Annotated in this window: 17 protein-coding genes, 1 tRNA gene and 1 pseudogene; 9 read left to right on the forward strand and 10 right to left on the reverse strand. The window is 71.5% G+C overall.

All coding sequences use genetic code 11. The features are described from left to right. Positions 1–296: 296 nt before the first annotated feature. Positions 297–1,016, reverse strand: a complete 720-nt coding sequence (locus Q2K21_RS23925) for a hypothetical protein (protein WP_310774889.1) — start codon at positions 1,014–1,016, stop codon at positions 297–299. A 47-nt stretch (positions 1,017–1,063) separates the two neighbouring features. Here Q2K21_RS23925 and Q2K21_RS23930 point away from each other — a divergent pair, with 47 nt between their 5' ends. Next, positions 1,064–1,252, forward strand: coding sequence for a DUF5703 family protein (locus Q2K21_RS23930; RefSeq protein ID WP_030053310.1), 189 nt, complete (start codon positions 1,064–1,066; stop codon positions 1,250–1,252). A gap of 157 nt (positions 1,253–1,409) precedes the next feature. On the opposite strand, the gene Q2K21_RS23935 is transcribed toward Q2K21_RS23930, so the two are convergent. The 3 genes from Q2K21_RS23935 to Q2K21_RS23945 all read right to left on the reverse strand — a co-directional run bounded on the left by Q2K21_RS23935 (position 1,410) and on the right by Q2K21_RS23945 (position 4,280). Further along, entirely contained in the window at positions 1,410–2,354 is a 945-nt protein-coding gene (locus tag Q2K21_RS23935; protein WP_310774890.1) for a chaplin, read from the reverse strand. Positions 2,355–2,523: 169 nt separating this feature from the next. Then, positions 2,524–2,757 carry a chaplin ChpH gene (chpH, locus tag Q2K21_RS23940; RefSeq protein WP_310774891.1) on the reverse strand — a complete coding sequence of 78 codons (234 nt, stop codon included), beginning with the start codon at positions 2,755–2,757 and terminating at the stop codon, positions 2,524–2,526. Positions 2,758–2,954: 197 nt separating this feature from the next. Next, complete coding sequence (locus Q2K21_RS23945) at positions 2,955–4,280, reverse strand: M20/M25/M40 family metallo-hydrolase (protein WP_310774892.1); 1,326 nt, start codon at positions 4,278–4,280, stop codon at positions 2,955–2,957. Positions 4,281–4,467: 187 nt separating this feature from the next. On the opposite strand from Q2K21_RS23945, the gene Q2K21_RS23950 reads away from it, so the two are divergent. Then, positions 4,468–4,552, forward strand: a tRNA-Leu gene (locus tag Q2K21_RS23950). Between the two features lie 70 nt (positions 4,553–4,622). Next, positions 4,623–6,350, forward strand: a complete 1,728-nt coding sequence (polX, locus tag Q2K21_RS23955) for a DNA polymerase/3'-5' exonuclease PolX (protein WP_310774893.1) — start codon at positions 4,623–4,625, stop codon at positions 6,348–6,350. 30 nt (positions 6,351–6,380) lie between these two features. Here the strand turns inward: polX and Q2K21_RS23960 are convergent, their stop codons facing one another. The 3 genes from Q2K21_RS23960 to Q2K21_RS23970 form a co-directional block, all read right to left on the reverse strand. After that, positions 6,381–7,511 carry a CapA family protein gene (locus Q2K21_RS23960; protein WP_310774894.1) on the reverse strand — a complete coding sequence of 377 codons (1,131 nt, stop codon included), beginning with the start codon at positions 7,509–7,511 and terminating at the stop codon, positions 6,381–6,383. 70 nt (positions 7,512–7,581) lie between these two features. Continuing rightward, positions 7,582–8,889 (reverse strand): phosphoribosyltransferase family protein, encoded by a 1,308-nt coding sequence (locus Q2K21_RS23965; protein ID WP_310774895.1) that lies wholly within the window; start codon positions 8,887–8,889, stop codon positions 7,582–7,584. A gap of 12 nt (positions 8,890–8,901) precedes the next feature. Then, a complete protein-coding gene (locus Q2K21_RS23970; protein ID WP_310781199.1) occupies positions 8,902–9,213 on the reverse strand; it encodes a dsRBD fold-containing protein in 312 nt (103 codons plus the stop codon). A 192-nt stretch (positions 9,214–9,405) separates the two neighbouring features. On the opposite strand from Q2K21_RS23970, the gene Q2K21_RS23975 reads away from it, so the two are divergent. Further along, the gene (locus Q2K21_RS23975; protein ID WP_310774896.1) at positions 9,406–9,780 is read left to right on the forward strand and encodes a YchJ family protein; all 375 of its coding nucleotides are present in this window, start codon (positions 9,406–9,408) and stop codon (positions 9,778–9,780) included. A 33-nt stretch (positions 9,781–9,813) separates the two neighbouring features. On the opposite strand, the gene Q2K21_RS23980 is transcribed toward Q2K21_RS23975, so the two are convergent. Beyond that, positions 9,814–10,515 (reverse strand): FadR/GntR family transcriptional regulator, encoded by a 702-nt coding sequence (locus Q2K21_RS23980; protein ID WP_310774897.1) that lies wholly within the window; start codon positions 10,513–10,515, stop codon positions 9,814–9,816. Between the two features lie 131 nt (positions 10,516–10,646). Between Q2K21_RS23980 and Q2K21_RS23985 the strand changes: the two genes are divergently transcribed. From Q2K21_RS23985 to Q2K21_RS35900, 5 genes and pseudogenes are all read left to right on the forward strand, one after another. After that, on the forward strand, positions 10,647–11,171 hold the full coding sequence (locus tag Q2K21_RS23985) for a gluconokinase (protein ID WP_310774898.1): 525 nt from the start codon (positions 10,647–10,649) through the stop codon (positions 11,169–11,171). A gap of 119 nt (positions 11,172–11,290) precedes the next feature. After that, positions 11,291–12,691, forward strand: coding sequence for a GntT/GntP/DsdX family permease (locus Q2K21_RS23990; RefSeq protein WP_310774899.1), 1,401 nt, complete (start codon positions 11,291–11,293; stop codon positions 12,689–12,691). Positions 12,692–12,701: 10 nt separating this feature from the next. Next, positions 12,702–13,484 carry an SDR family oxidoreductase gene (locus Q2K21_RS23995; RefSeq protein ID WP_310774900.1) on the forward strand — a complete coding sequence of 261 codons (783 nt, stop codon included), beginning with the start codon at positions 12,702–12,704 and terminating at the stop codon, positions 13,482–13,484. Positions 13,485–13,505: 21 nt separating this feature from the next. Continuing rightward, the gene (locus Q2K21_RS24000) at positions 13,506–14,534 is read left to right on the forward strand and encodes an L-idonate 5-dehydrogenase (protein ID WP_310774901.1); all 1,029 of its coding nucleotides are present in this window, start codon (positions 13,506–13,508) and stop codon (positions 14,532–14,534) included. A 72-nt stretch (positions 14,535–14,606) separates the two neighbouring features. Continuing rightward, a pseudogene (locus Q2K21_RS35900) lies at positions 14,607–14,933 on the forward strand (imine reductase family protein); the annotation flags it as partial. 52 nt (positions 14,934–14,985) lie between these two features. On the opposite strand, the gene Q2K21_RS24005 reads toward Q2K21_RS35900, so the two are convergent. Together Q2K21_RS24005 and Q2K21_RS24010 are read right to left on the reverse strand one after the other, a co-directional pair. Next, positions 14,986–15,618 (reverse strand): cytochrome b/b6 domain-containing protein, encoded by a 633-nt coding sequence (locus Q2K21_RS24005; protein WP_310774902.1) that lies wholly within the window; start codon positions 15,616–15,618, stop codon positions 14,986–14,988. Next, positions 15,602–16,375, reverse strand: a complete 774-nt coding sequence (locus Q2K21_RS24010; protein WP_310774903.1) for a molybdopterin-dependent oxidoreductase — start codon at positions 16,373–16,375, stop codon at positions 15,602–15,604. Before Q2K21_RS24010 ends, Q2K21_RS24005 begins: the two co-directional genes overlap by 17 nt. Between the last annotated feature and the right edge of the window lie 156 nt (positions 16,376–16,531).

A 16,531-nucleotide genomic window follows, 5' to 3' on the forward strand; every position in this document is an offset into this window, starting at 1 on the left:
CACGGGCGAAGCCCAAGCGTGGTCGAAGCGGCGGAGCCCCAGCGGGGTACGGGGGCGGAGCCCCAGCGGGGTACGGGGGCGGAGCCCCAGCCCGGTCGAAGGGGCGGAGCCCCAGCAGGGATCCGCGGGCGGAGCCCCAGCTCGGTCGAAGGCAGAGCCCCAGTGGGGTACGGGGGCAGAGCCCCGGCGGGGTCGAAGGGGCGGAGCCCCTGGGGACGGGAAGGGTAGGGGCGGCGGGGGCGAGCCGACACGGGTGCCCCGGGTGGCAACGCCACGGCCCCCGGCCGAGCCCCCGGTCAGCGATCCGCGTCCAGTGGCTCCAGGTCCTCGTCGTCGTCCAGATCGCCGTCCAGCTCCGGGTCGGGCCCGAGGTCCTCCTCCAGTCGGTCGACCTCCAGTCGATCGTCCTCCGACTCCTCGTCGAAGACCGCGCTGACGTCGAAGCGGCAGACGACCCGCTGCGGATCGAGCTGCTCGAAGGGGACCTCCAGCCACTCGCCCGGCTCGGCCGGTTCGTCCGCGGCCGTCACCCACAACGTGGAGTCGCCCTCCTCAAGGCCGAACTCCTTGTGCCGGGAGGCGATCTCGTCCGGCTCGAACTCACCGAAGAGAACGCCGAGCGCGCCATGGACCGTGCCGGCCGACGGCGCGGGCGTACCCTCCTCGTCCGCGGCCTCCACGCGCCGCGCCTGAGCCAGCAGCCGCTGCGGCTCCACCACCGTGTAGTCCCGGCGGATCAGCACGCTCAGCGCGTTCGGCTCCTCGGGGCCCGTGTACGGCGGCAGGGCCTCCTCCGCACCGGGGATCTCGAAGGGCGTGACCTCGTCGTAACGGTCGTAGAGCAGTTCGTCGTACTCCTCGGCGGCCGCCGCCAGCTCGTTGAACGCCTCGTAGACGGCCGGGTCGTCCTCACCCGTCCTGCGCTCGACCGCGGCCAGGTGGCGGTCGAGGGCGGTCTTGACCGCCTCGGCGGCGGCGCGTACCTCGGCAGCGGTGGGCTGCGCAGCATCAGACATAGTGCAGACGCTATCCGTACCGGGCCCCAGCCCGCACAATAGATGCGATGCCGGAATACGAATTTGTCGACGTGTACGTACCGCGCGGGGTCTCCCGCAAGGACGCCACACGTCTGCTGACCGACCATGCCGAGTACGGACACTGGGAGTTGGACCGCCTGAGCCTGCTGCGAGACGGCAGCCGCAAGGTGCGGTTGCGCCGGCGGATCATTCGCCAGGTGCGCGCCACGTGGTGAGCGAAGGCGGCTGAAACGGATCGGGCCCCGCTGCGGCGGGGCCCGATCCGTTTCGGACGCCGTGACGCCATCGCGCGAGGCGTGCGGTGCGACGCGGTCGCGCGATGAAACGTGGTGTGCGTGTGTACGTGGTGTCGGTGATGTGCATCCGGCGCCGTTACGCGTGTGCGCGCGCCCTGCGGTAGAGCAGCGCGCCGCCGAGCAGCGCGCCCGCGCCCGCCGGCACCAGCACGCCGAGGGACAGGTCGCTGCCGGTGTGGGCGAGCTGTGCGGCGCCCGAGGGCTGGGTGACGGAGTTCACACCGGGGTGGTTGATGTGGTGGGAGCCACCGCCCCCCGGATGCTGCGGCGTGCCGGGGTGCCCAGGCGTGCCCGGAGGCGTCGTGCCACCTCCGCCGCCGGGAGGCGTGGTACCGCCACCGCCACCGGGAGGCGTGGTACCGCCGCCACCGCCGGGAGGCGTCTCGTGCCCGCCGCCGGGCGGGGTGGTCGAGTGGCCGCCGCCCGTGTTGGCGCAGTCGTTGCCGGCCGCCGGATTGCCGAGACCGATCACGTTCACGCTGTTGCCGCAGGCGTTGACCGGCACGTCCACCGGCACCTGCACGTTGTTGCCGGAGCCGACACCCGGCGAGCCACTGGTGTGCCCGCCCGCGTGGGAGCCGCCGCCCCCGTTGTGGCTGCCGTTGACGCAGTCGTTGCCCACCGCCGGGTTGAGCAACCCGACCACGTTGACGCTGTTGCCGCAGGCGTTGACCGGCGCGTGTACCGGCACCTGCACGTTGTTGCCGGAGCCGACACCCGGCGAGTTACTGGCGTGCCCGCTCGCATGGGCGCCGCCGCCCCCGGCGTGGCTGCCGCCGCCCTTGTTGGCGCACGAGTTGCCCGCCGCCGGGTTGAGCAGTCCGACCACGTTCACGGTGTTGCCGCAGACGTTCACCGGGACGTGCACGGGCGCCTGTACCGAGTTGCCCGACAACACGCCGGGCGAGTTGGTGGCCGATCCGTTCGCACTCGCGTCGGCGTGCGCGTAGCCGCCGGTGACGGCGAGGACGCCGGTCGCCGCCGCCATGGTCATCAGGCCCTTGCGGGTGACCTGTCGCATTGCTGATTCCCTGCCTTCAACCTTGTCGTGAACCTTCCGGAACGCGCCTCGCGCTGCACGCACGGGCACGGTGCGAACCGGTCGGCCCCGGAGCGCATGGCACGCACTCCGGGGCCGACGGGCTCAGACCCTCATGGGGTGAGGCCTCTCATGGGGGTGGTGCACAACGTCACTTGTTGATGCAGGTGTTGCCGAAGGCGGGGTTCAGCAGCCCGATCACGTTGATCGTGTTGCCGCAGACGTTCACCGGGACGTGCACCGGAACCTGAACGACGTTGCCGGACAGGACACCCGGGGAGTGCACGGCGGCACCCTGGGCACCCGAGTCGGCAACAGCCAGGCCCGCACCCGCGAGAACCAGGCCACCGGTGGCAGCCGCAGCAGCGACGACCTTCTTGATCATTATTCCTCCTTGTTGGCAAAAGCGATCCAAGCCTCGGATCACGTCACCTGTAACGAGGAGGGAGTAATGGAGCTACGAGCTTATGGTCGCATTCACCCGTCCTGGTCGGCCCCCGTACGCGCTGGCGAATTGTGAAGTCTCGTTTCAGCGCCCGAACCAGGACGGAACGCAGGGAGTCGAGGGCTGTTCAGCGGCGCTCAGGACGCGTCGATGAACCGGTCGAGCACGCGTACGCCGAACTTCAGCGCATCCACCGGAACCCGCTCGTCGACGCCGTGGAACATGCCCGCGAAGTCCAGCTCCGGCGGCAGCTTCAGCGGCGCGAAGCCGAAGCAGCGGATGTCGAGGTCGGCGAAGGACTTGGCGTCGGTACCAGCCGAGAGCATGTACGGCACGGCGCGGGCGATCGGGTCCTCGGCGGACAGCGCGGTCTGCATGGCCTCGACCAGCGCGCCGTCGAAGCTGGTCTCCAGCGCCTTGTCCGCGTGCACGTCCTCGCGCTTGACGCGCGGGCCGAGGATGCGGTCGAGGTCGGCGAGGAACTCCTCCTCATAGCCCGGCAGATAGCGCGCGTCGACGTGCGCGGTGGCCTGGCCCGGGATCACGTTCACCTTGTAACCGGCGCCCAGCTGGGTCGGGTTGGCGGTGTTCTGCAGCGAGGCGCCGATCAGCTTGGCGATGCCGCCGAGCTTCGCGAGCGTCTCGTCCATGTTCTCGGGGTCGAGCTCGGTGCCGAGCGCGTCGCCGAGTTCGTCGAGGAAGTGCCGCAGTGTCTTGGTCACGCGCACCGGGAACCTGTACCGGCCGAGGCGCCCGACGGCCTCGGACAGCTCGGTGATGGCGTTGTCCCTGTGGATCATCGAACCGTGACCGGCCGTGCCGTCCACGGTCAGCTTCATCCAGTGCATGCCCTTCTGCGCGGTCTCCACGAGGTACAGCCGCAGCTTCTCGTTGACCGTGAAGGAGAACCCGCCGACCTCCCCGATCGCCTCGGTGACGCCCTCGAAGAGATCGGGATGCTTGTCGACCAGGTGCCGGGCACCGTACGTCCCGCCGGCCTCCTCGTCCGCGAGGAAGGCGAGGACGATGTCGCGCGGCGGCCTGCGCCCGCTGCGCAGCCGGTCGCGGACGACCGCCAGCGTCATGGCGTCCATGTCCTTCATGTCGACCGCGCCGCGCCCCCACACGCACCCGTCGGCGATCTCGCCGGAGAACGGATGGTGCGTCCAGTCCACCGCATTGGCCGGTACGACGTCGGTGTGGCCGTGGATCAGCAGCGCGGGCCGTGAGGGGTCCTCGCCCTCGATACGGGCCACCGTGGAGGCACGGCCCTTGTGCGACTCGAAGATCTGCGGTTCGAGCCCCACCTCGGCGAGCTTCTCCGCGACGTACTCGGCGGCGACGCGCTCACCGGGCCCGGAGTGGTCGCCGTAGTTGCTGGTGTCGATCTGGATCAGCTCTCGGCAGAGGTCCACGACCTCGTCCTGGCCGGTGACGCTCCTGGCCGTGTCCGTCTGGCTCACGCTGCTTCCTCCCACTGTCACTGCTGGTGGTCCCCTTCATCCTCTCTCCGACCCCCGTCGCACCCCAAGGCAGGAGTCGGCCCGTCACACGCCGTTCACGCCGGAACGGGGTGTGATCGAACGCCCCCGAAAGCCTGGTAATGTTTCCTTCGTCGCCGCGAGGGAAACCCCGCACGACAGACACCTTGTCCGGGTGGCGGAATGGCAGACGCGCTAGCTTGAGGTGCTAGTGCCCTTTATCGGGCGTGGGGGTTCAAGTCCCCCCTCGGACACATGCAACGCGAAGGGTGCCGACCGGTTCTGGGTCGGCACCCTTCGTGCTTTGTTCCTAGACTCTGAGGTATGGCCCGGCCCAACGACGAGGTCGAGGCGCTCCTTCAGGAATACGCGGACCTCATCGCCATCACCGGAGGCGACGCCTTCAAGGCGCGTGCCTACGAGAAGGCCGCGCGTGCGATCGGCGGCTACCCGGCCGACATCTCCCACCTGGACGCCGAAGGGCTGCGGGAGATACCGAACGTGGGCAGGTCCATCGCCGAGAAGGTGATCGAGTACTTGCGGACCGGGACCGTCGCGGTGGTCGAGGAACGCCGGGCGGGAATCCCCGCCGGGGTGAGGGAGCTCATCACGATCCCCACGCTCGGCCCGAAGAAGGCGCTGCGGCTCTACGAGGACCTGCACATCTCGTCGGTGAACGAGCTGACCGCCGCCATCGAGGCGGACGCGCTGCACGACCTGAAGGGCTTCGGGGAGAAGACGCAGGAGAACATCCTGCACGGGATCGAGCTCATGCAGCAGGCGGGCGGCCGGATCCCGCTGCATCTGGCCCTCGACACGGCCGAGGGGATCGTCGCCGAGCTCTCCGCGGTGACCGGCTGCAAGCGCTGCGCGTACGCCGGTTCCCTGCGCCGTATGAAGGAGACCGTCGGCGACATCGACGTCCTTGTCGCCGCGAAACGCTCCGCCCCCTTCATGGACGCGCTCGCCGCGCTGCCGGTCACCGCCGAGGTGATCGCCCACGGCCCGAAGAAGACGTCGATCCGCACCACCAAGGGCGTCCAGGTCGACCTCAGGGTCCTGCCGCCGGACTCGTGGGGCGCCGGACTGCAGTACTTCACCGGGTCCAAGGCGCACAACATCCGCACCCGCACCATCGCCGTCCGCCAGGGACTGAAGCTGTCCGAATACGGCCTGTTCGAGGTGGACAGCGGGGAGTCGGTCGCCTCCCGCTCCGAGGAGGAGGTGTACGCGCGGCTCGGCCTGCCGTGGATCCCGCCCACGCTGCGTGAGGACCGGGGCGAGATCGACGCCGCCCTGCGCGGCGAGCTTCCGGAGGTGGTGACCGAGCGGAGCATCCGGGGGGACCTGCACACCCACACGGACCTCACCGACGGGCTCGCACCGCTGGAGTCGATGGTGGCGGCCGCCGCCGAACGCGGCTACGCGTACTACGCGGTCACCGACCACGCGCCCAACCTGTACATGCAGCGCATGACCGACGAGAAGATCCTCGCCCAGCGGGAGCAGCTACGGACGCTGGACGGCGCCCACCAGGGGATGCGGCTGCTGCACGGTACCGAGCTGAACATCGGCCCCGAAGGGGACGTGGACTGGCCCGACGACTTCCTCGCCGGCTTCGACATCTGCGTGGCCGCCCTGCACTCCCACTTCGACCTCGGCCGCAAGGCGATGACCAGGCGCCTCGTGCGGGCCTGCGAGAACCCGCACGTCAACGTCCTCGGCCACCCGACGACCCGCCTGATCGGCAAACGGCCGGGGGTGGACGCCGACTGGGACGAGGTGTTCGCCGTCTGCGCCCGTACCGGCACCGCCCTGGAGATCAACGCCCAGCCGGACCGTCTCGACCTGTGCGACGAGGACATCCTGCGCGCCAAGGAGTACGGCACGAAGTTCGCCGTGGACACCGACGCCCACTCGGTCCTCCACCTCGCCCACCTGCGCTACGGGGTGGGCACCGCGCAACGCGGCTGGCTCACCCCGGACGACGTCATCAACACCTGGCCGCTGCGCCGCCTGCGCCAGTTCCTGCGCAAGGGCAGGCCCGCCTGACATCGGCCGCGACCTGGGACACCGACCCGGTCATGTGCGCTGCCCGCCGCGCAGGGGGCGCGGCGTGAGCGTTCCGTCGGGCGCACGCTCGACGCGGGTGGCGAACTCCCGGCTGAAGCGGTCGAGGACGGCGCGCAGCCACTCGGTGTCCTCGGGTGAGGCGTGCTCCAGCCGCATCGCGCGCGCCTGGAGGGGCACCATGCGCGCCTCGACCAGCCGGCCGGTGTCCGGCTCCACCGACACCAGGTACAGCACTCGCAGGTCGTCCCGGTACCGCTCGTAGCCGCCGATGCCCTCGTAGTCGTCGACGAGGTCGCCGCAGCCGTACAGGACGAGCCTGTCCCGGTAGACCTCCAGCGGGCGCGGGTGGTGCGAGGAATGTCCGTGCAGGATGTCCACGCCCGCGTCGACGAGCGCGTGGGCGAAGCGGACCTCGGAGCGGGAGACGTCGTAGCCCCAGTTGGGGCCCCAGTGGACCGAGGCGACCGCGATGTCCCCCGGTCGCTTGACCTGCCGCAGACGGTCGGCGAACGCGGCCGCGGCGGCCACCGTGGGGCCGGTGACGACATCGACGCCGGCCCGTTCCCCGGTGGCGGCCCAGTCGTCCGGGATCCCGCTGGACGGCATCCCGAAGGAGAAGACCAGAACCCGTCCGCCTGTGTCCAGGGGGACGACCGCCGGCCGCCCCGCCGCGAGGGCGTCCCGGCCCGCTCCCGCCGTCCGCAGCCCCGCCTCCGCCAGGGCGTCGAGCGTCTCGTGGAGGCCCAGCGGGCCGAAGTCGAGCACGTGGTTGTTGGCCAGCGCGCAGACGTCGGGGCGGGCCGCGGCCAGGCACGGCAGGTTGGCCGGGCTCATCCGGTAGTGGACGCCCTTGCCGGGCGCGAAGTCCCCGTCCCCGGTGACGGCGGTCTCCAGATTGACCACCCGCACGTCGGGCGCCGCGTCGTCCAGGAGGGGCAGCGCCTCGCCCCAGGGCCATCGGAAGTCGACCGGCTGGGCAATCGGCCCGTTCGCCGCCTCGGCCAGGCCGACGTAGGCCCGGGCGTCGCGGATGTACGTCTCCCGCAGCTCGGGGTCACCGGGGTACGGAAGGATCTGGTCGACGCCCCGGCCGAGCATGACGTCCCCGCCGAGGAACAGGGTGACCACGCCGTCGTGCACCCTCCCACGCTAAGGCGGTCGGGGGCAGTGCGCGAAGGGCCGGGCACCGCCCCTGCGCTGTGTGCTTCGGTTACACGTGGGCGGGGGCCATGTGGTCGGTGAACCAGTCGCGGGCCAGGTCGGTCACCGCCTCCAGCGCGCCGGGCTCCTCGAACAGGTGCGTGGCGCCGGGGACGAGCGCGAGCCGGTTCTCGCAGCGCAGCCGGGCCTGCGCCTGCCGGTTGAGGTCGATCACGGTCAGGTCGGCGCCGCCGACAATGAGCAGCGTGGGTGCGGTCACCGCGGCCAGCCGGGGGCCGGCGAGGTCGGGCCTGCCGCCGCGGGAGACGACCGCGGCGATGTGTGTCTCCGACTCCGCGGCGGCCCACAGGGCGGCGGCCGCGCCGGTGCTGGCGCCGAAGTACCCGATGGCGAGCCCCTCCGCCTCGGGCTGTCCGCGCAGCCAGCCGGTGGTGTCGGCCAGCCGTGCGGCCAGCAGTCCCGTGTCGAAGACGTTGGCCCGGTCGCGCTCCTCGTCCTCGGTGAGCAGGTCGAACAGCAGCGTGCCGAGCCCGGCCCGGTTCAGTCCCGCGGCCACGAACTGGTTGCGCGGGCTGTGCCGGCTGCTGCCGCTGCCGTGGGCGAAGACCACGACGCCGTCGGCATCCTCGGGTACGGTCAGGGTGCCGCGCAGCCTTGCGACACCGGCTGCCACCTCCACCTCCCGCTCCAAACGCCCGGCGTAGTCAGCGGATTCATGCGCACGGCCCGCCGCGCGCCGCAGACAGGCGGCGACTTCCTCGTCGTCGAGCTGGGAGAAGTCGACGTAGAACTGGCCGATCGCGTAGAAGTCCAGCGGCGTGTCCAGACAGACCAGGTCGTCGGCCTCCCCGCCCAGCCGCTCGGTCCAGCCCCGCGGCGCGACCGGGACCGCCAGCACGATCCGCGCGGCTCCGCGGGCCCGGGCGATCCGGCAGGCGGCCCGGGCGGTCGAGCCGGTGGCCACCCCGTCGTCGACCACCACCACCGTCCGCCCCGCGATGCCGACCGGTGCGCGCTCACCCCGGTAGCGCCGGGCCCGTCGCTCCAGCACCTCGCGCTCGTGTTCCTCGACCTGCGCCAGCTCCTGCGGTGTGACGCGCGCGTCGCGCACCACCGCGTCGTTGATCACGCGCACGCCGTCCTCGCCGATCGCGCCCATCCCCAGTTCGGGCTGGAAGGGCACGCCCAGCTTGCGGACCAGGCAGACGTCCAAGGGCGCGTCGAGCGCTTCGGCGACCTCCGCGGCGACCGGCACCCCTCCCCTCGGCAGGCCCAGCACCACGATGTCCTGGCCCCTGAGGTACTGGAGGTGGGCGCCCAGTTGCCGCCCCGCTTCGTGACGATCCATGAAGACCACGATGCAGCCTCCTCATTCCCGGGGAGCCCAGAGCGGTGCGGGCGAGGGCTCTTCCTCCGCCCCGGCCGCTCTGATGTCACCCGATGCGGCGCGGAGCAGTTGCCGGCCGAGTGAGATCAGCGCCCGGCCGACGGCGAGTTCGTCACCGATCTCGGGCACCGCGGTGTCGTACGGGTTCCGGTGGGCCTCCGCGCGGCTCTCCAGCACGTTGTCACCGGTGTCCAGGACCACCCGGGCCATGGTGTCCGGGTCGTGTTCGGAAAGGTACAGGCGCAGCCTCCACTCCTTGGCGGACGGCGGTCGGCTGCCGGCGGCTCGGGTCATCATCCGTCCCTCCTCACGCCGGTGGGCGGCAAGGGGACACCGGGGTACGCGGCCCTCTTCCACTGTGACTCCTCTGGGCGCGCGCCGCATGGTGCCCGCGGCCCCTGTCGTCGACGGCGACGGCCGGGTCCCGGGCGATCCCGGCCCGGGGCGCGCGCGAGGCGGCTTTCCGGAGCGGGCAGAATGGCGGTCATGACCACGCGTTCCTGCCCGTGCGGGCTGCCCGAGGCGTACGAGAAGTGCTGCGGCCGTTTCCACTCGGGTGCCGCCGCCGCGCCGACCGCCGAGGCGCTCATGCGGTCGCGCTACAGCGCCTTCGTGCGGCAGGACGCGGGCTATCTGCTGCGGACCTGGCATCCGCGGACCCGGCCGGCCCGCGTCGACTTCGATCCCGGGATGCGGTGGACCGGTCTTGAGGTGCTGGACACGGCGGACGGCTCGGCGTTCCACTCCACGGGGACCGTGACCTTCCGGGCCTCGTACCGGGGCGGCTCGCTGCACGAGCGCAGCCGGTTCGAGCGGGTCGACGGGGCGTGGGTGTACGTCGACGGGGACTTCCTGGAGTAACGCCCGTTCCTCACCGGCCTGTTCGGGCCCTCGTCAGGGTGCCAGTATGTCCAGCTCGTGCAGCGCGCCGACCGTGATCTCGCGGGTCAGCCGCTCCGCGCGGGCCGCGTCGCCCTCCCGTACCGCCTCCGCGACCTGGACGTGCAGCGTGACCGCGGCGGGGTCGGGGTCCTCGAACATCACGTCGTGCTGGGTGCGGCCCGAGAGGACCTCCGCGACGACATCGCCGAGGCGGGCGAACATCTCGTTGCCCGAAGCCGCCAGGATCACCCGGTGGAAGGCCACGTCGTGGACCAGATAGGCCTCCAGCCTGTGGCCGCGTGAGTTGGCCACCATGCCGAGCGCGCACTCGGTGAGTTCGGCGCACTGCTCGGCCGTGGCGTGGCGCGCGGCCAGGCCCGCGGCCACCGGCTCGATCGCCGAGCGCAGCACGGTCAGCGAGCGCAGCTGCCGCGGGCGGTCGGCGCCGGCCAGACGCCACCGGATGACCTGGGGATCGTAGACGTTCCACTGGGACTCGGGACGGACCGTGACGCCGACCCGGCGGCGGGACTCCACCAGGTGCATCGACTCCAGGACGCGCACCGCCTCACGCATCACGGAGCGTGACACCTCGAAGTGCTGGGCGAGTTCGTCCGTACGCAGGACGCTGCCCGGCGGGTACTCGCCCGCGGTGATCGCGGGGCCGAGGGTGTCCAGTACATGGCCGTGCAGCCCCCGGCCCGGTGTGGTCATGCACTCAGCGTACGAGGCGGGTCACGGGAAGAAAAAGTCAGACTTATTTGTCACAGACTCTTGAATTCGTCGTACCTAATCGGTTTCAGTGACCGTCGACACCAGATGTCGAAGAAGACAGCGAGGCAGCGATGAGTACCCCCCACGTCGTCGTGGTGATGGGCGTCGCGGGCACCGGGAAGACCACGATCGGTCCCCTGCTTGCGGCCCGGCTCGGCGTTCCGTACGCCGAGGGCGACGACTTCCACCCCCAGGCCAACATCGCCAAGATGTCGGCCGGCACCCCGCTCACCGACGAGGACCGTTGGCCCTGGCTGGACGCCATCGGCGCCTGGGCGCACGGGCGGGCGGGGCTCGGCGGGGTGGTCAGCAGCTCGGCGCTGAAGCGGGCGTACCGCGACCGGCTGCGGGCCGCGGCTCCCGGCGTCGTCTTCGTGCATCTGACGGGCGACCGCTCGCTCATCGAGGACCGGATGGCGCACCGGCAGGGGCACTTCATGCCCACCGCGCTGCTGGACTCCCAGTTCGCCACGCTCCAGCCGCTGGAGCCGGACGAGGCGGGGGTCGCGGTGGATGTCTCGGGCAGCCCCGAGGAGATCACCGCCCGCGCCATGGACGCCCTGAGCGCCCTCGAACGGTCCTCCGCCTCGCGGTAGGTCCCAGCCCCTCGCAGTAACCCACGGCACACGCGGCAGGCCCTCTCCCCCGGGTCGCGGTGCCGAGGTCCCTCCTCACCCGAAACCGAGAGTTCCTCTCCTCACCCAAGGGAACACCCGTGACCAGACTCAGCGTCGAGATACTGGCAGCGGCGGCCCCCGTCGAGCCGATCACGTCGGCGGGCCACGCTCAACTGGGCATCGCGGTACTGGCGGGCATCGCCGTCATCGTGCTGCTCATCACCAAGTTCAAGCTCCACGCCTTCCTGGCGCTGACCATCGGCTCGCTCGCGCTCGGCGCGTTCGCCGGGGCGCCGCTCGACAAGGCGATCGTCAGTTTCACCACCGGGCTCGGCACGACCGTCGCCGGTGTGGGCGTCCTGATCGCCCTGGGCGCGATCCTCGGCAAGCTGCTCGCCGACTCCGGTGGCGCGGACCAGATCGTCGACACGATCCTCGCCAAGGCGGGCGGCCGTTCGATGCCGTGGGCGATGGTGCTGATCGCCTCGGTGATCGGTCTGCCGCTGTTCTTCGAGGTCGGCATCGTGCTGCTGATCCCGGTCGTGCTGATGGTCGCCAAGCGCGGCAACTACTCGCTGATGCGCATCGGCGTCCCGGCGCTGGCCGGTCTGTCCGTGATGCACGGTCTGGTCCCGCCGCACCCCGGCCCGCTGGTCGCGATCGACGCCGTCAAGGCGAACCTCGGCGTGACGCTGGCGCTCGGCGTGCTGGTGGCCATACCCACCGTGATCATCGCCGGTCCGGTGTTCTCCAAGGTCGCCGCCCGCTGGGTGGACGTCCCGGTCCCCGAGCGCATGATCCCCGCGCGCCCCTCCGAGGAACTGGAGAAGCGTCCCGGCTTCGGTGCCACGCTGGCCACCGTGCTGCTGCCGGTCGTCCTGATGCTGTCCAAGGCGCTGGTCGACATCATCGTCGACGACCCGACGAAGATGGTGCAGCGCGTCTTCGACGTGATCGGCTCCCCGCTCATCGCGCTGCTCTCGGCTGTGATCGTGGGCATCTTCACGCTGGGCCGCCCCGCCGGGTTCAGCAAGGAGCGGATCTCGCAGACCGTCGAGAAGGGCCTCGCTCCCATCGCGGCCATCCTGCTCATCGTCGGCGCCGGCGGCGGCTTCAAGCAGACGCTGATCGACTCCGGCGTGGGCCAGATGATCCTGGAGATCTCCAAGGACTGGTCGATACCCGCACTGTTGCTGGCCTGGCTGATCGCGGTGGCGATCCGGCTGGCGACGGGTTCCGCCACCGTGGCGACCATTTCGGCCGCCGGTCTGGTCGCCCCGCTCGCGGCCGACATGTCGACCACGCACGCCGCCCTGCTGGTACTGGCCATCGGCGCCGGCTCGCTCTTCTTCAGCCATGTCAACGACGCCGGATTCTGGCTGGTCAAGGAGTACTTCGGCCTGAGCGTCGGACAGACCCTCAAGACCTGGTCGGTCATGGAGACGATCATCTCGGTGGTTGCCGGGAGCCTGGTCCTGCTGCTGTCCCTCGTGATCTAGGGGTACCGGAATGAGTCACCCTCTCTTCGACATCAGCGGCCGCACGGCGCTGGTGACCGGCTCCAGCCGCGGCATCGGGCTCGCGCTCGCCCGCGGTCTGCTGGAGGCCGGCTGCACGGTGGTCCTCAACGGACGCGACGCCGACCGGCTCACGAAGGCGGCGGAGGAACTGTCCGGGAACGGGAACGCGAACGCGAACGGGGACGTGCACACGGCCGCGTTCGACGTGACCGACGGTCCCTCGGTCGCCGTCGGCATCGCTGATGTCGAGGAGCGGGTGGGCCCACTGGACATCCTGGTCAACAACGCGGGCATGCAACTGCGCGCCCCGCTCCTGGAGTTCACGGACACGGACTGGCACCGAATCCTGGACACCAACTTGACCAGCGCGTTCCTGGTCGGCCGTGAGGCGGCGCGGCGGATGACCGAGCGCGGCCACGGGAAGATCATCAACATCTGCTCGCTGCAGAGCGAGGTGGTCCGCCCCGGCATCGCGCCGTACGCGGCGACCAAGGGCGCGCTGAAGATGCTCACCAAGGGCATGTGCGCGGACTGGGGCCCGCACGGCGTGCAGGTCAACGGGCTCGGCCCCGGCTACATCGAGACCGAGCTCACCCGGCCGCTCGTCGAGGACGAGGAGTTCAGCGCCTGGGTGCGGCGACGCACCCCGGCGGGGCGCTGGGGGCGTACCGAGGACCTGGTGGGCGGGGTGCTGTTCCTCGCCTCCCCCGCGGCGGACTTCGTCGGCGGGCAGGTGCTGTACGTCGACGGCGGCATGACCAGCGTTCTGTAGAAAGCAGAAAGGGGCCTGGCGATGCTGGGTTGTGTGATCCACGGCCAGGGAGACCTGCGGGTCGACGAGTTGCCGGTCCCCGAGCCCGGTCCCGGGCAGGCACTGGTCGCCGTCCGCTACGGCGGGGTGTGCGGCTCGGACCTGCACTACTGGCGGCACGGCGGGGTCGGGGACTTCCGGCTGAAGGAGCCGATGGTGCTCGGGCACGAGGTGGTGGGGTCGGTCGTCGGCTACGGCGACGGTGCGTCGGGCCCGGCTGCCGGTACGGCGGTCGCCGTGCACCCGGCCACTCCGTGCGGGGTGTGCCCGGAGTGCGCGGACGGGCGGCGGAACGTCTGCCGCGACACGCGCTATCTGGGCAGCGCGGCCCGGTTCCCGCATGTCCAGGGCGGCTTCGCGGCGCACATCGTCGTACCGGCGGAGCAGTTGCGGCCGCTCCCGGCCGGTCTCGAACCGCGCCGGGCGGCGCTCGCCGAGCCGCTGTCGGTGGCACTGCACGCGGTACGGAGGGCCGGCGACTCGGTGGCCGGGCGGCATGTGCTGGTGACCGGCGCGGGGCCGATCGGCTGTCTGGTGGTGGCGGCCGCGAAGGCGGCGGGCGCGGCTTCGGTGACGGTCACGGACCTCCTGCCGCAGGCGCTACGGTTCGCCGCGGCGGCGGGCGCCGACACTCTCGTACGGGCGGACGACCCGGACGACCCCGGGTGGCCCGCCGAGGTCGACGTGGCCGTCGAGGCGTCCGGGGTCGCCGCCGGGCTCGACACCTGTCTGCGGCTGGTGCGGCGCGGCGGGGTGGTGGTCCAGCTCGGCATGCTGCCGCCGGGACAGAGCCCCTTCGCCGGGAACCTGCTGGTGAGCCGGGAGATCGAGCTGCGCGGGGCGTTCCGCTTCGACACGGAGTTCGACGAGGCGCTGGAACTGCTCGCTGTCGAGCCGGCGTTCGACGCGCTGGTCAGCGCGGTGGTGCCGGTCCGGGAGGCGGAGTCGGCGTTCGCCCTGGCGGCGGACCGGAGCCGATCCTGCAAGGTGCTGCTGGACTTCGGCGCCTGACCACGGAGGCCCCGCCGGCGAGTCGGGTCTGTCACGGGCGGCGAGCAGGTCGCCGATCGCCGCCGTGATCTCGTGCGTTCCTTCGCGCGCCCTTCGAGGAGCTCTGACACCTGTCGACCAGTACGACGTTCCGGGATCGCGCCCGAGGACCTCGCGCCTTTCGCCGTCGGGATCAGCGGTCTGTCGTCCGAGATGATCCCGCGGCGGGCCGAGCAGTTGCACGGCGGCCGCTTTCCCGGGGAACGCTCCACCATCGCCTCGGCTGCGGCGACGCTCAGCCGGCTCGTGAAGGCCGCCACGGCGCACGGCCTGGACGTGGGAGCGCCGACGCCGGCCGAGCGGGCCGCCGACCGGGCCGTCGCGGACGGGCACGGTCAGGACGGGCTCGCCCGCCTCGCCACGGTGATGAGCGCCAGGCGTCGCCCGGCAGGCGGGAGTTCGACGACAGGGCCTACGGCCGCCACAGCGGATGCTCCCGCTCCGCCCACTCGCGGCGGACCAGTCCGGTCCGCAGTCCCCGCCGGGCCTCCGGGTCGCCGAGGGCCATGCCGATGTGGCCGGCGAGGACCACGCCGATCGTCAGGGCGAGCCAGTCGTGGACGAAGGTCGCCGAGGTGCGCCACATCAGCGGGGTGAGGTGGGTGAACCACATCAGCAGCCCCGTGCCGAGCATCACCAGCGTGGCGCCCGCGATCCAGGCCGCGTACGTCTTCTGGCCCGCGTTGAACTTGCCCGCGGGCCGGGACGCCCGTCGGTGGTCGCGGCGCAGGGCCGCACGCAGCCAGGTCCGGTCGTGCGGCCCCCAGCGGTTGAGATGGCCCAGGTCCGCGCGGAAGGCCCGGGAGGCCAGGCCCGCCAGAACCGGGACCGGGAGCAGGAGGCCCGCCCACTCGTGGATCCTCACCACCAGTTCGCGGCGGCCCACCAGTTCCGCGAACGTGGGAATGTACAGGCAGGCCGCGGTGACCACGCACACACCCATCAGCACGGCCGTCGTGCGATGGACCCAGCGCTCCGCGCGCGTGAAGCGGCGCACCCGGGCCGGGGCGGAGACGGGGTGCTCGGTGTCAGCTCGTGGGGGCATCGTCCCGCCCGTTCGACCGGCCGACCCATGCGTCGACGTCGTAGCCGCGGTCCTCCCAGTAGCCGGGGCGCACGTCCTGGGTGACGGTGATGCCGGAGAGCCACTTGGCGGACTTGTAGAAGTACATGGGGGCGACGTAGAGGCGGACCGGGCCGCCGTGGTCGTGAGTCAGCGGCTTGTCCTGCATCCTCAGGGCGACCAGGACGTCGGCGCGGCGTGCCTGGTGGAGGGTGAGGCTCTCGGTGTACGCCCCGTCGAAGCAGGTGAAGCGCACGGCGCCGGCCGAGGAACGGACGCCCGCCGCGTCCAGCAGCGTGGACAGCCGTACCCCTTCGAACGGCGTCTTCGGCACCCGCCAGCCGGTGACGCACTGGACGTCGTGCACCAGCCGGGTCTGCGGCAGGGCGCGCAGGTCGGCGAGCGTGTAGGTCTTCGGGTGGTCGACCAGGCCGTCGACCGTGAGGCGGTAGTTCGTGTCGTTCCTGTGCGGGACGGACGCTGTCACCGAGTAGTAGCGGAAGCCGCCGCCGTTGGGCAGCAGGCCGGTCAGTCCCGTCGGGTCCTTGCCGGAGACGCTGCCCAGGAAGCCCTCCATGCCGCGCTGGAGCGTGGGCGCGGCAAGGACGCCGAGCGCGCCGAGGCCCAGGGTGCCCAGCAGGACCCGGCGGCCGATCGGGGTACCGCCCGCCTCGGGTTCCGGCGTCTCCCGGTCGGCGGGCTCCGGGGCGTCCCGCTCTTCGGGTCGTTCAGGGTTCACACAACAATTCGAGCACCTGGCATGCCCTCGGGGCCAGCGGTACCGGCTTCCCGTCAGGATTCCGTAATCACTTCTCACCCGGTTCTCAGGAAGTGGATCAAGTCGCAGGAAGTGGATCACTCGGCTCGCGTACGGGAATTCCGGGGGCTCTCCCTC

This window comes from Streptomyces sp. CGMCC 4.7035, from assembly GCF_031583065.1.
In the GTDB taxonomy this organism is placed as follows: Bacteria; Actinomycetota; Actinomycetes; order Streptomycetales; family Streptomycetaceae; genus Streptomyces; species Streptomyces yaanensis.

Bases quoted from the DNA above. Each gene is read 5' to 3' on its own strand.
- Q2K21_RS23925 (WP_310774889.1), bottom strand. From the start codon at position 1,016: ATGTCTGATGCTGCGCAGCCCACCGCTGCCGAGGTACGCGCCGCCGCC.
- Q2K21_RS23930 (WP_030053310.1), top strand. From the start codon at position 1,064: ATGCCGGAATACGAATTTGTCGACGTGTACGTACCGCGCGGGGTCTCC.
- Q2K21_RS23935 (WP_310774890.1), bottom strand. From the start codon at position 2,354: ATGCGACAGGTCACCCGCAAGGGCCTGATGACCATGGCGGCGGCGACC.
- chpH (WP_310774891.1), bottom strand. From the start codon at position 2,757: ATGATCAAGAAGGTCGTCGCTGCTGCGGCTGCCACCGGTGGCCTGGTT.
- polX (WP_310774893.1), top strand. From the start codon at position 4,623: ATGGCCCGGCCCAACGACGAGGTCGAGGCGCTCCTTCAGGAATACGCG.
- Q2K21_RS23970 (WP_310781199.1), bottom strand. From the start codon at position 9,213: ATGACCCGAGCCGCCGGCAGCCGACCGCCGTCCGCCAAGGAGTGGAGG.
- Q2K21_RS23975 (WP_310774896.1), top strand. From the start codon at position 9,406: ATGACCACGCGTTCCTGCCCGTGCGGGCTGCCCGAGGCGTACGAGAAG.
- Q2K21_RS23980 (WP_310774897.1), bottom strand. From the start codon at position 10,515: ATGACCACACCGGGCCGGGGGCTGCACGGCCATGTACTGGACACCCTC.
- Q2K21_RS23985 (WP_310774898.1), top strand. From the start codon at position 10,647: ATGAGTACCCCCCACGTCGTCGTGGTGATGGGCGTCGCGGGCACCGGG.
- Q2K21_RS23995 (WP_310774900.1), top strand. From the start codon at position 12,702: ATGAGTCACCCTCTCTTCGACATCAGCGGCCGCACGGCGCTGGTGACC.
- Q2K21_RS24000 (WP_310774901.1), top strand. From the start codon at position 13,506: ATGCTGGGTTGTGTGATCCACGGCCAGGGAGACCTGCGGGTCGACGAG.
- Q2K21_RS24005 (WP_310774902.1), bottom strand. From the start codon at position 15,618: ATGCCCCCACGAGCTGACACCGAGCACCCCGTCTCCGCCCCGGCCCGG.